Here is a 12,633-nt window from a genome sequence, read left to right on the forward strand (position 1 = left end):
GTAGGGCGGAAGCGTGGAGGCGCGGAAACGCCGGAGGGCGGAAGCGTGGAAGCGCGGAAACGCCGGAGGGCGGAAGCGTGGAAGCGCGGAAACGCCGGAGGGCGGAAGCGCGGGAGCGTGGACGGGACGATGCGAGGCCGGTCGGCGAGGGGCCCCTTGCGCGCCCGGGGGGCGCCGGGCAACCCTTTCGGCCGTGCAATCGCCGATCGACAGCGGGGTCGTGCTCATCACCGGCGCGTCGTCGGGCATCGGCCGCGCGCTGGCGCACGAGATCGCCCATCGCGCCCGGGCGCTCGTGCTGGTCGCGCGCCGCAAGGATCGCCTGGAGGCGCTGCGGGCCGATCTCGCCGCGGCGCGGCCGGCGCTCGCCGTGCTCGCCTTCGGCTGCGATGTCACCGATCGGGCGGCGGTCGACGCGATGCTGCTCGCCGTCGAGGCCGAGGTCGGGGGGGTCGACGTCCTCGTCAACAACGCCGGCTTCGGTGACATCGGCGTGTTCGATCTCTCCGCGTGGTCGCGCACCGAGCAGATGATCGCGCTGAACGTGACGAGCCTCGCGTACCTCACGCACCGGCTCGTCGGCCCGATGGTGTCGCGCGGGCGCGGCGCGATCGCGAACGTGAGCTCCGGCTTCGGGCTGACGTTCGGGCCCGGGATGGCCTCGTACGTCGGCACGAAGCACTTCGTCACGAGCTTTACCGAAGCGCTCCGCCTCGATCTCGCCGGCACCGGCGTGCGGGTGACGCAGGTCTGTCCGGGGCCCGTGCAGACCGAGTTCAACGAGGTGGCCGGCAACTTCACGGGCCTCGAGCCTCCCGCGCTCCTGTCGATCTCCCCGGAGCGCTGCGCGCGCGCGCTGGTCCGCGCGGTGGACCGCGGCCTCGCGCTCGTGGTGCCCGGGGTGGTGGCGTGGCTCGTCATCCATCTCGGCGTCATCTGCCCGCGGTGGCTGCTCCGGCTCGCCTACTGGCCGATCGCGCGCGTGCTGCGGAAGAAGCAGCTCGCGGTGCGCGACGCTCCGGCGCCGCCCTGAGCCCGCGTCTCGGCGGCCACGGTCGCCGAGGCGGCGCGCGCGCGCTCGTGGCGCAGGACCTGCGCGCCGCGGCGAGAGCTGCGGACCAGAAGGTTCATCTGCGGCCGTGTCCGCCCTCGTGGTAGCGTCAGGCTCCTCTCGTCGAGCTCTTGAGGAGAACCACGGATGAAGAAATATCGGTGTCTGGTCTGCGGATTCGTCTATGACCCGGGGGTCGGTGACCCCGACACAGGCGTTGCGCCGGGGACCTCGTTCGAGGACCTGCCTGACTCCTGGATGTGCCCGGAGTGCGGCGCGACCAAGGCCGATTTCGAGCCGATCGACGAGTGAGCGGGCCGCCCCTCCGCGCCGCCTCGGCGAGCCTCGCGCCGCGGACAGCGCGGAGGCGCCGGCAGCGTGAGCACATCGGCCGCGCGGTCTCCGCGCACCGATGTGCTCCTCGGATCGCGCCGCGCGCCGCCCCGGTGGACGCTCCACGTCATCCACCGTCGATGGGCCTGACGCACGCGGCCGGGTGAGCGCCAGCCGCGACCGCGCGGGCGCTCGGCGCAGCGCGACGTCGAGGAACGCCGCGGCGGGCGTTCAGCGCAGCGCGCTGCCTCCCGTGCGGACGGGAGCACCTCATCGCGGTCACCTCACGCCCGATCCAGGCGCTGGCCACGCGTTTGCTCGATCTCACGCGCTCTCCGCGGACCGCTTCTCATGCGATCACACGCTTTCGAGAGCGTGACAATGGCGTGGAGGATGAAGAAGAACGGCTAAGAAAGAGAATTGAGCTGCTTCGAGGGTGGACCTGACAGGGATCGAACCTGCGACCTCTAGAGTGCGATTCTAGCGCTCTCCCAACTGAGCTACAGGCCCTCGCTTTCGAGAGCGCGGACTCTACTCGCCGGGGCGCCGCTGTCAAGCATGGATCGCGGTTTTCTCTCCGCCGCCGGTCTGTCGTTGGGGGGGGACCCTGGGCGCCCCACCAGGTCCCCCTGCTTGCCGTGCTTCCCCTGGTTCCCCGCGCCCTAGTTGGCAGGGCTCGGCGGCTCCGCGGGCGCGCCGGGCGCCGGCGGAGGCTCCGCCTGCGCGCGCGCCTGGGCCTTCGGGTTCTGGAAGATGAAGAGCTTCTCGCGCTCCTCCCCGTAGCTCTCCGTGCTGCCCCACTTCGGGTTCCAGTCCTTCACCCAGTACACCTCCCCGGAGACGATCGCGTCCTCGGGCCGGCCCGTGCGCTCCGGGTAGCGGTAGATGTACTCCTTCATCGCGTCCCGGTACGAGGTGTTCGCCGGCAGCTTGATGCGGGCGAAGTAGTCGCACCAGATCTGGGTGTACGCGAAGCTCTTCGCGTGCAGGAGGTCGAAGTTCGGCGGCTCGCCGGTGAAGGGGTTGATGTGGCGGCCGTCGACCGTGATGGCGTCGACGACGATCGTCCCGTCGTCCATCACGGGGTTCGGCGAGAACATGAACCAGCCCTGGAGGAACCGGAGCTTCTGCGAGAGGACGCGCGTCGGCTCGGGGTGAGGCACCTTCCAGCGGTTCTTGATGACCCAGAGCTCGACCGCCGCCTGGTTGACCGCGCCGACGAACATCACGAGCACGGCGACCTCGCGAAACGTCGCGAGCACCTTCCGGCCGGCCAGCCGGAGCGGCGCCGGCGGGGGCGCGATCTCCGAGCGCTCCGGGATCCGCGCGCCGAGCGCCCGGCCCAGGCTGCGGCGGTGCGCCGCCGCCATCGCCGCGGTCGCCGCGTCGCGCACGAGCGGCAGGCGGAGCACCCACGCCACGGCGGGGCCGAGCGGGATCGCCGCGACGATGTCGGCGAGCGCCGCGGCCCCCTCGGCCGCCTCGCCGCCCGGACGTCGCACCGAGAGCCCGTGGGCCGCGGAGCTCGACGCCTCGAAGGTGAGCAGACCGAACCGGTCCATCCGCTTCAGCACGCGGCAGGCGAGCACGGCGCCCGGCGAGCGCGGGTCGAACAGCACCACGCGGGCCCGGTGCATGCGCCGCATCGTGCGCGCGGCGATCTCCCAGTCCTCGCGGCCGATGAGGAGCGTGGAGAACACGCAGAGCGCCCACGCGAACGGGCCCAGCACGAACGTCATGCCGAACCCGACGTGGAGCAAGTTCATCATCACGAGCGTGAGCCGCCGCGCCCACACCCGGCCGAGCGGCGACAGCAGGCACACCGGGATGGCCGCCTCGAACGAGATCACCATCTTCGTCATGAAGAGGATGAGGAAGTTCGGCGCGTAGTCGCGGATGTCCGCCACGATCGGCGTCACCATCCGGTCGACGTACAGCACGAAGTGGACCGCGGTCCCGTTCTTCCAGGCGGGGCCGGTCTTGTGCACCACGTTGAAGAAGTAGATCGCCGAGAGCTGGATCAGCAGGACGGGCCCGAGGACCGTCACGTAGGCGTCCGGCTTCCGGGGGTCGTCGAGCGCGGAGCGGTCATTCAGATCGTCCGCGGTCCGCTCGCGGCTCCGCTTCAGCGACGCGAGGAGCGCGTCGACGGAGAAGCGATCGCCCATCGGCAGGAAGCACGTCCAGAGCAGCAGCAGGTTGTGGACGACGTAGCCGCCGTTCTCGATGAGCAGGACGCGCCCGTTCATGCTCGTGACGAACACGAGCGAGAGCACCTGCATGAGCTTCGTCTTCCAGCCGATGAGCAGGCAGACGTAGGTGGCGAAGATCACGGCCCAGAGGACCCAGAGCTCGCCCGGCGTGGAGAAGGCGTTGACGAGCGAGAAGTTCCCGCCGCCCTGCGGGCGCCAGAGGTTCACGTGGTTCGGCAGGACGCCGATGTCCGCGAACATGTCGGACCACGCCCAGCTGCGGCGGAACAGGTCGCCGATCAGGAAGAAGCCGAGCAGGATGCGCGTGAAGCCGAGCGTCCGCCGGTCGAACGTGAAGAAGCTGTCCCGGAGGATGTCCCACATCGAGGGCCCGCGCGGCCGCGGAGGCGGCTCCGGCGCCGCGCCGTCTTCCTCGTCGTGCTCGCCCTCCGCGGCGCCATCGTCCTCCGCGGCGTCGTCGCGCTGCGCCGCGCGCGCTGCGCTGTCGTCGGCGCGCGCGCCCTCGCTCGCGCTGGAGCCCATCGCGGCGGCGGCCTCCGGGCCTGCTTCGCGGCCCTCGCCGGGATCCTCGTTCTCGTTCCGGAGCGCGCCCTCGGGCCCACCCTCGTCGCGATCGTCTTTTGCGTTCATAAGGCGTCGAGATCGATGCTGCGCGAGCGGAGCGCTCGCCGTTCCCATCCCCTACCTACCGCAACCGCGCGGGCGCCGCACGAGGCGACCAGGAGCGCGACGCGCGAGCGCGCCGGGTCACGCCCTGTGGGCAGGATCGCGACCGCACGGCGCGCTTGATGCGCGCGGCGCGGGACGGTAACGAGGAGGGCGACGTGCGCCCCATGTCCAACGCGCCCGACGCGCCCAACGCGCCCGACGCGCCCAACGCTGAAGAGCGCCTCGCGCTCGCGAGCTGCGCCTTCGTGGCCGGCTGCATCCTGCTCGCGCCGCGCGAGTGGATCTCGGCGGGGCTCTCGCTCGCGCTCGCTGCGGCGCTCTTCGGGTGGCACCTCCGGCGGCGCGCCGCGGCCCCGAAGGGAGGGCCGGCGGCGCGCGCGCAGGGCGCCCGCGGCGCTCAGGGCGCGCCGGGTGAAGAGCCGCGGGCGCCAGCCTGAACGCGCAGCGGAGGGCGGCCGAAGCGGGCGCGCACGCGGTCGGCGACGGCGCGCACCCGCGGCGCCCCGAGGAGCCGCCGTTCCAGGCGCCGCTTGCCGGGGATGTCGAGGAGCATCACGCCGATCAGGATCACCAGCGCGCCCGGACCGGGGACACCGGGCAGCGACAGCAGGATCCCGAGCGTGACGGCCATCACGCCAAGCAGGTTCTTCCCGACGCGCGCCGCCACGCGCACCCAGGCCGGACGCCCTTCCAGGAAGGGCGCCTCCTCCTGCCTCTCCAGGTAGTCCTCGGGCAGCCGAACGAGCACGACAGTGACGAGCGCCATGCCCGCGATGAAGCTGGCGAGGCACACGCCCACGGCGATGGCGAGCTGCTCGCGGTGCGCCTCGGCGAACCCGAGGGCGGCGTCCGTCATCGATGAGGCGGAGGGCATACGGCGACGAGGCCAGAGCATACGGCGCGCGGCCGGCTCGGGCGAGGCGCGCCGGGCGGCTCAGGGGATGAGCACGGTGCCGATCGCGCCGGGCTCGCTCGCCTCGCGCGCGAGATCGCCGGGCTTGAGCCGCCCCAGGATGTGGATGCGGCGGACCCCTTCGGCGAGCGCGGCGAACGACTCCTCGAGCTTCGGGATCATGCCGCGCGTGACGGCGCCGCTCGCGATGAGGGCGCGCCCTTCGGCGACCGTGAGGCTCGGGATGCGCGAGGCGGGATCGGAGACGTCGCGCAGCACGCCCGGCACGTCGCTGACGAGGAAGAGCCCCGCCGCGCCGAGCTCGACGGCGACCCGGTTGGCGACCGTGTCGGCGTTGATGTTGTACGCCTGCCCGTCCGCGCCGGCCCCGAGGCAGGCGAGGACGGGCAAGTAGCCGCCGCTCCCGAGCAGCTCGAGCAGCCCGCGATCGACGCCCGTGATGTCGCCGACGAGGCCGAGGTCCACCGGCTCGGGCCCGGCGCCGGCGTAGACCTGCGGCGGCCGCTTGACCGCCGAGAGGGCGGGCCCGCTCGCGCCGTGGAGCCCCACCGGCCTCGCGCCCGCGGCGACGAGCGCGGCGCAGAGGTCGACGTTGAGCTTGCCGGCGACGACCATCTTCATGACGTCGAGCGTGTCCGCGTCGGTGACGCGCTGACCGGCGACCTGCCGGACGGGGATGCCGAGGCGCTCCTGCAGCCGGGTGGCCTGCGCGCCGCCGCCGTGGACGACGATCGCGCGCGCGCCCGCGCGGGTGAGCGCCGCGAGGTCGCTGGAGAGGATGGCGAGGGCAGGGCCGCCCACGACCTCGCCGCCGAGCTTGATGACGAGCGGGCCCGTCGCCGTGGTCACGGGTGCCTCCGCGCTGCTCTGGGACATTTCATGAGGGGCACACGTACCACTTCTGCTGCGGCCAGGGCAGAGGTCGCCGGCGCGCGGGGTGGTGGTGGCGGCGTGGTGGCGGCGTGGTGGCGGCGTGGTGGCGGGGTGGCAGCGCGAGCGGGCGCCGGCGACCTCGCGCGCGCCGGCGCTCGGCCTTCGGTGGCTTCCGTGGCATGCTGGCGCCGTGATCCAGGCCCTCCGACAGGCGCTGTCCAGCCGCGCGGAGCCGATGCTCGCGCTCCTCGAGCGGCTGGTGAACCTCAACTCGTTCACGGACAACCCGCGCGGCGGCGACGCCGTGGGCGAGGTCCTGGCCAACGAGCTCTCGACGATCCCCGGCCTGTGCGTGCGGCGGTTCGCGAGCGCGCGCTACGCGGCGCACTGGGTGGCGGAGAGCGAGGCGGCCAAGGCGTCGCCGGCGGGGCACGTCGCCCTCATCGGGCACCTCGACACGGTGTTCCCCCCGGGGGTCTTCGAGGGCTTCCGCCTGGACGGGGAGCTCGCGCGCGGGCCCGGCGTGCTCGACATGAAGGGCGGGCTCGTGGTGGTGATCGAGGCGCTCAGGGCGCTCGAGCGGATCGGCGCGCTGCCGGCGATCCCGGTGCGGTTCGCCATCGTGGCGGACGAGGAGGTCGGGTCGCCCGAGGGGCGCCCGCTGCTGCAGCGCGAGCTCGCGGGCGCCGCGTGCGCGCTCGTGTTCGAGGCGGGGCGCGAGGGGGACCGGATCATCACCGCGCGCAAGGGCACGGGGGGCGCGACGGTGAGGGCCACGGGCAAGGCGGCGCACGCCGGCAACGCGCACCGGCAGGGCGCGAACGCCATCTGGGCGCTCGCGCGCTTCGTCGACCGGGCGCAGCAGCTCACCGACTACGGGCGGGGGGTGACCGTCAACGTCGGCAAGGTGAGCGGAGGGCACGGCAGGAACACGGTGCCCGACGCGGCGGAGGCGCAGGTCGACCTCCGCTTCGTGAGCCGCGCGGACGGCGAGGCGATGCTGGCGGCGCTCGCCGAGGCGGCGCGCGAGGCGGCCGCCGAGGTGCCCGGCACCGCCGTGCAGGTCGACGGCGAGATCGCGCGGTCGCCGCTCGCGCGGACCGACGCGAGCGCGGCGCTCTGCCGTGAGTACGCGGCCTGCGCGCGGGCGGCGGGGCTCGGCGACGCCGAGGCGCCCCTCCTCGGCGGCGGATCCGACGCCAGCTCGACGGCCGAGATCGGGATCCCGTCCATCGACGGGCTGGGGCCGCGGGGGAGCGGCTTCCACACGAAGGACGAGCTCGTCGAGGTGGGCACGCTGGTCCCCAAGGCGGAGGCGCTGGCGGCGTTCCTGCTGGGCCGGCGCGCCTGAGGGGCTGACGGGCGGCGCGCGCGACTCCGACGCTCGCCTGCCGCGGGCTGCTACGTGCGACCCCAGTGGATCACCTGGGCGGCTGCCTCGGGCCGCGGCTGTAAGGGATCCCCTTGCTGCGATGACGCGAACCCGCGAGAATGTATTTATGGCAAGTGGGGCTGCTTACACATTGACGGGCGTCATCCACGAATCCTCGGCGACGACGGTCTACCGGGGAGTTCGAGAGAGCGACCGCTCCCCGGTGGCGATCAAGCGGCTCAAGAGCGAGCGCCCGCTGCCGGTCGAGATCGCGAAGCTCAAGTACGAATACGCCATCGCCCGAGACCTCGCGCTGCCGGGCGTCGTGAGGGTCTATGGGATCGAGAAGGTGGGCAGCGGCCTGGCGCTCATCATGGAGGACGCGGGCGAGCGCCCGCTCAACGAGATCATCGGCGCGAGCAAGCTGAAGCTGGAGGACGCGCTCCGTATCGCGATCTCGATCGCGGACGCCCTGGAGTCCATCCATCGACGAGGCGTCACTCACATGGATGTCAAGCCGCACAACATCCTCGTCAACGCGGAGACGCTGCAGGCGAAGCTGACGGATTTCGGCAGCGCGACGCGCCTGTCGCAGGAAGCCCACAAAGCGAACCGCTTCGCGTCCTTCGAGGGGACCCTGGCCTACATGTCGCCGGAGCAGAGCGGGCGGCTGAACGTCGTCATCGATCGCCGCACGGACCTCTACTCCCTGGGCGTCACCCTGTACGAGATGGTGACGGGCGTCCTCCCCTTCCGGACGACGGACCTCATGGACCTCGTGCACAGCCACATCGCGCGGACCCCCCCGGCGCCGCAGACCGTGTCGCCCGCGGTGCCGAGCGCCGTCTCGGACATCGTGATGAAGCTCCTCGCCAAGAGCCCCGACGACAGGTACCAGAGCGCCCACGGGCTCAAGGTCGACCTGGAAGAGTGCTCGTCGCAGCTCTCGTCCAAGGGGAAGATCGAGCCGTTCCCCGCCGGCCGATACGACTACGTCGATGAGCTGCGGGCGCCTCAGAAGCTCTACGGCCGGGAGACCGAGGTCGCGCTCCTCTCCGACGCGTGGGTCCGCACGAGGCAGGGCGGGAGCGAATCCGTCCTGGTCTCCGGTTACTCCGGGATCGGCAAGTCGGTCCTCGTGAACGAGCTCCAGAAGAGCGTCGTTCGTGAGAGAGGGTATTTCGCGACCGGCAAGTTCGACCAGCTCAACCGGACCACGCCGTACGCGGCCGTCGCGCACGTCTACCAGGAGCTCATCCGCAACATCATGGCGGAGTCTGCCGAGGCGCTGGGGCAGTGGAAGCGCAGGCTGGCGGCGGCGGTCGGCTCGAACGGGCAGCTCCTCATCGATCTGATACCGGAGCTCGAGCTCCTCATCGGTCCTCAGCCGGCCGTCCCGGCGCTCGGCCCCACCGAGTCGCAGGCGCGGTTCCAGCTGACGCTCCAGAACTTCTGCCGCGCCTTCCCCTCCAAGGAGCGCCCCCTGGTCCTCTTCTTCGATGACCTGCAGTGGGCGGACGCGGCGTCGCTCAAGTTCCTCCAGAGCATCGCGGCCGAGGCGCGGATCCCCTACATGCTCATGATCGGCGCGTACCGCGACAACGAGGTCGACGCGAGCCACCTGTTCTCCGTGGTCCTCGGGGAGCTCCGCAAGAAGGCGGCGGCGGTGAGCGAGCTGACGCTCAAGCCGCTCGCCTTCGCCGACGTGAACCAGCTCGTCGCCGACACGTTGAGCTGCGATCCTCACCGCGCGGAGCCCTTCGCGAGGCTCATCTTCGACAAGACCCGGGGCAACCCGTTCTTCATGAGCCAGCTCATGAAGAGCCTGCACGCCGAGAGGCTCCTCTCGTTCGACCCCGGCGGCTTCTCGTGGACATGGGACCTCGATCGCATCCGCGAGGCGAAGGCCTCGGAGAACGTGATCGAGCTCATGGTGGGCAAGATGCGCCGGCTGCCCGAGCGCGCCCAGCGTATCCTCTCCCTCGCGGCGTGCGTCGGCCACCAGTTCGATCTGACGACGCTGGCGATCGTGACGAGGCGGTCGCGCCTGGAGGCGGCCCGCGAGCTCTGGGGCGTGCTCCGCGAGGGCTTCATCCTCCCCGTGGACGCGGAGTCCAGGTTCTTCGATATCGCCATGGACGGTGAGCTCGCCGTCGCGGAGGACGGCTCCGGCGAGGAGCTCAACGTCTCTTACAGGTTCTTGCACGATCGCGTGCAGCAGGCCGCCTACGCGCTCATGGACGACGCGGACAAGCAGGCGGCGCACCTCCAGATCGGGCGGCTGATGCTGGAGGACAGCAGGCGAGATCAGTCCGAGGCCGAGCTGTTCGACATCGTGGGCCACATGAACAGGGGCGTCGCCCTGATCACGGACGAGCGCGAGAAGCTGGCGCTCTCGCGGCTGAACCTCGACGCCGGCAAGCGGGCGAAGATGGGGGCGGCCTATGACGCCGCGGTCCATTACCTCGAGATCGGGACATCGCTGCTCGACGCCGAGAGCTGGAAGAGCGAGTACGAGCTCGCGTTCGCGCTCCACGCCGAGCTCGCGGAGTGCAGGTGCCTGAGCGGCGGCTTCGAGGCGGCCGAGCCGCTGTTCGACGTCCTCGCGACACAGGCGAAGAGCACGCTGGATCGCGCGAAGGTCTGCGTGCTGCGCATGACCTTCTACCTGATGCTCGGCCAGATCAACCGGGTGATAGACCAGGCGCTGGAGGCGCTCGGGCTCCTCGGGGTCGAGCTCCCGCAGGCCGCCGACGAGCGCGAGGTGATGCTGCGCGCGGAGCTCGCCGCCATGCGGGCGAGCCTGGAGACGCGCGAAATAGCCAGTCTCATCGACCTGCCGCAGGCCTCCGGCGCGGAGATACAGATGATCCTGGGCCTCCTCGGCGAGCTGGCGACGCCGGCGAACGCCGTGGATCCCACCCTCGGCCTGCTCGCGGTGGTCAAGCAGATCAACCTGTCGATAAAACACGGCAACTCGGCCATGTCCGCCCTGGGGTACGTCTCGTTCGGCAGCATGCTAGGGAACGATCTGCCCCTGTTCCGGGACAACCCTCAGCGATACGAGGAAGGATACGAGTTCGCGAAGCTCGGGATCGCGCTCAACGAGAAGTTCAACAACGTTCGCCTCACCTGCAAGCTGCTGATCTACTTCGCGGCGATACTCCATCTGTTCGAGCATCTCTCGGCGACGATCGACTGCTTCGGGCGTTCCCGCCAGGCCGGGCTGGCGAGCGGCGACCTGGTCTATGCGTCGTATTGCTGCATGCACATCGCGGCGGCGAAGCTGAACCTCGGCGACGATCTGGACGCGCTCGCGGACGAGATCGAGCAGAACCTCGCGCTCGTGCGGCGGATCGGCGACCTGACGACGATCCACGCCCTGGTCTGCGCGAAGCAGGTGGTCGCGAACCTCACGGGTCGAACCGAAGGGGGGCACTCCCTGAGCGGCGGGGCGTTCGACGAGGCCGAGTTCACGAGGTCGATCGAGGGGCCGGAGCTCGGCTACGTGGCCAGCTGGTACAGCGCCTTCAAGCTCCAGCTGAGCTACCTCCACGGGGACTACGCGTCCGCGCGCTCGTTCCTGGCCACGGCCGAGCGGCAGAGCGTGGGGTGGACGACCCACGCCTGGGCGACGGAGATCGTGTTCTTCGGCTGCTTGACGCTCGCGGCGTCGTGCGACGGGGCGCCGGACGGCGAGCGGGCGCAGCACATGGAGGCGATCGCGAGGCTCGAGGCGAAGCTGAACCACTGGGCGGAGCTGAGCCCGTCCAACTACGCCCACAAGAGCACCCTCGTGGCGGGCGAGGTGGCGCGCCTCTCGGGGAGGACGCGGGACGCGATGATGCTCTACGAGAAGGCGATCGAAGCGGCGAGGGCGAGCCGGTTCGTGCGCGACGAGGCGATCGCGAACGAGATCGCGGCGAAGCTGTACGAGGCCGAGGGGCTGCTCCGGGCCGCTCGGGCCTTCATGACGGACGCCTACCACGCGTACCTCTTGTGGGGGGCGACAGCCAAGGTGGAGAGCCTGGCGCGGGTCGCTCCCCACCTCGTGCCTGCCGACGGAGGGCTCCTCGGGCCGCGCAGCGTGGTCGCCTCATCGCGCTCCGGCAGGGCGCAGACCACGTCGACGACGCGGCTCAGCACCAGCATCCTCGACGTGGAAGCGGTCATCCAGGCTGCGCAGGCGCTCGCGGGCGAGGTCGTCCTGGAGAGCGTCGTGAGCCGGCTGATGGAGATCGTCATCAAGAACTCCGGCGCGCAGAAGGGCGCCCTCATCCTCGAGCGAGAACAGCACCTGCTCGTCGAGGCGGTCGTCACGGCGGAGCCGAGCTCGCTCCGGGCGGGCCTGGCCGCCCCGCTCGAGGGGAGCGCCGACGTGCCGGTCTCCATCGTGCAGTACGTCGCGAGGACGAAGGAGCCCGTGATCCTGGCGGACGCGACCCAGGAGTCCCGGTTCGCGGCCGACCCGTACATCGCCGCGTGCGCCCCGAGGTCGATCCTGTGCCTGGCCATGGTCCACCAGGGCCGGATCAAGGGGATCATCTACCTGGAGAACCGGCTCGCCCCGAGCACCTTCAAGCCGGCGCGGCAGGAGCTCGTCAGGCTCCTTCTGACGCAGGCCGGGACGGCCGTGGAGAACGCGCTGCTCTACGAGCACCTGGAGCACCGCACGGCGGCGCTCCAGGAGGCCGAGCAGCGGCTCGGGGTCGAGTTCGCCGGGCGAGAGCGGAGCGAGCGGGAGCGCCTGTCCTTGCAGGAAGAGATCATCCGGGTGCAGAACGACCGGCTCGCGGAGCTGTCCACCCCCATCATCCCGATCACCGACCGGATCATGGTCATGCCGCTGATCGGGATGATGGACAGCGCGCGGGCCCAGCAGGCGCTCAGCACCGCCCTGCACGGGGTCGAATCGAACGGCGCCGAGGTCGTGATCATCGACATCACCGGCGTGAAGCTCGTCGACACCGACGTCGCGAGCACGCTGATGGCCACGGCGAAGGCCCTCCGGATGCTCGGGGCGCAGGCGGTGCTCACCGGCATCCGCCCCGAGGTCGCGACGACCCTCACGGGCCTGGAGATCGAGTTCAGAGAGATCGTGACGCGGGGGACGCTCCAGAGCGGCATCGCGTACGCGCTGCAGAGGACGGGGAGGACCGACGGCCTCGTGAAGAGCGCCGCGCGTTGAGCGCGGCGCTGGCTCGACCGG

General features: G+C 71.3%; 8 protein-coding genes and 1 tRNA gene. 5 read left to right on the plus strand and 4 right to left on the minus strand.

Annotated elements, in window-relative coordinates:
- Positions 1 to 193: 193 nt before the first annotated feature.
- The gene (locus tag WME73_RS01855; protein ID WP_437743856.1) at positions 194 to 1,033 is read left to right on the plus strand and encodes an SDR family NAD(P)-dependent oxidoreductase; all 840 of its coding nucleotides are present in this window, start codon (positions 194 to 196) and stop codon (positions 1,031 to 1,033) included.
- Positions 1,034 to 1,198: 165 nt separating this feature from the next.
- Positions 1,199 to 1,363: a rubredoxin gene (gene rd / locus WME73_RS01860; RefSeq protein WP_437743857.1), complete on the plus strand. Its 165-nt coding sequence runs from the start codon at positions 1,199 to 1,201 to the stop codon at positions 1,361 to 1,363.
- 458 nt (positions 1,364 to 1,821) lie between these two features.
- Here the strand turns inward: rd and WME73_RS01865 are convergent.
- Together WME73_RS01865 and WME73_RS01870 are read right to left on the minus strand one after the other, a co-directional pair.
- Positions 1,822 to 1,894 (minus strand) — tRNA-Ala (locus WME73_RS01865).
- 152 nt (positions 1,895 to 2,046) lie between these two features.
- Entirely contained in the window at positions 2,047 to 4,227 is a 2,181-nt protein-coding gene (locus tag WME73_RS01870; protein ID WP_437914567.1) for a hypothetical protein, read from the minus strand.
- Positions 4,228 to 4,421: 194 nt separating this feature from the next.
- Here WME73_RS01870 and WME73_RS01875 point away from each other — a divergent pair, with 194 nt between their 5' ends.
- Positions 4,422 to 4,703, plus strand: a complete 282-nt coding sequence (locus WME73_RS01875) for a hypothetical protein (RefSeq protein ID WP_437914568.1) — start codon at positions 4,422 to 4,424, stop codon at positions 4,701 to 4,703.
- Here WME73_RS01875 and WME73_RS01880 read toward each other — a convergent pair.
- Positions 4,664 to 5,140, minus strand: coding sequence for a hypothetical protein (locus tag WME73_RS01880; protein WP_437743860.1), 477 nt, complete (start codon positions 5,138 to 5,140; stop codon positions 4,664 to 4,666). The genes WME73_RS01875 and WME73_RS01880 overlap by 40 nt on opposite strands.
- A 60-nt stretch (positions 5,141 to 5,200) precedes the next feature.
- Positions 5,201 to 6,055, minus strand: a complete 855-nt coding sequence (argB, locus tag WME73_RS01885) for an acetylglutamate kinase (protein ID WP_437914569.1) — start codon at positions 6,053 to 6,055, stop codon at positions 5,201 to 5,203.
- A 187-nt stretch (positions 6,056 to 6,242) separates the two neighbouring features.
- Here argB and WME73_RS01890 point away from each other — a divergent pair, with 187 nt between their 5' ends.
- Positions 6,243 to 7,403, plus strand: a complete 1,161-nt coding sequence (locus tag WME73_RS01890; protein ID WP_437914570.1) for a M20 family metallopeptidase — start codon at positions 6,243 to 6,245, stop codon at positions 7,401 to 7,403.
- A 148-nt stretch (positions 7,404 to 7,551) separates the two neighbouring features.
- Positions 7,552 to 12,612 (plus strand): protein kinase domain-containing protein, encoded by a 5,061-nt coding sequence (locus WME73_RS01895; protein ID WP_437914571.1) that lies wholly within the window; start codon positions 7,552 to 7,554, stop codon positions 12,610 to 12,612.
- Positions 12,613 to 12,633: the final 21 nt, after the last annotated feature.

The sequence above is a fragment of the Sorangium sp. So ce302 genome (assembly GCF_051530145.1).
Taxonomy (GTDB): Bacteria; Myxococcota_A; Polyangia; order Polyangiales; family Polyangiaceae; genus Sorangium; species Sorangium cellulosum_B.

Coding starts and splice junctions, on each gene's coding strand:
- rd (WP_437743857.1), top strand. CDS start 1,199: ATGAAGAAATATCGGTGTCTGGTCTGCGGATTCGTCTATGACCCGGGG.
- WME73_RS01870 (WP_437914567.1), bottom strand. CDS start 4,227: ATGAACGCAAAAGACGATCGCGACGAGGGTGGGCCCGAGGGCGCGCTC.
- WME73_RS01880 (WP_437743860.1), bottom strand. CDS start 5,140: ATGCCCTCCGCCTCATCGATGACGGACGCCGCCCTCGGGTTCGCCGAG.
- argB (WP_437914569.1), bottom strand. CDS start 6,055: ATGTCCCAGAGCAGCGCGGAGGCACCCGTGACCACGGCGACGGGCCCG.
- WME73_RS01895 (WP_437914571.1), top strand. CDS start 7,552: ATGGCAAGTGGGGCTGCTTACACATTGACGGGCGTCATCCACGAATCC.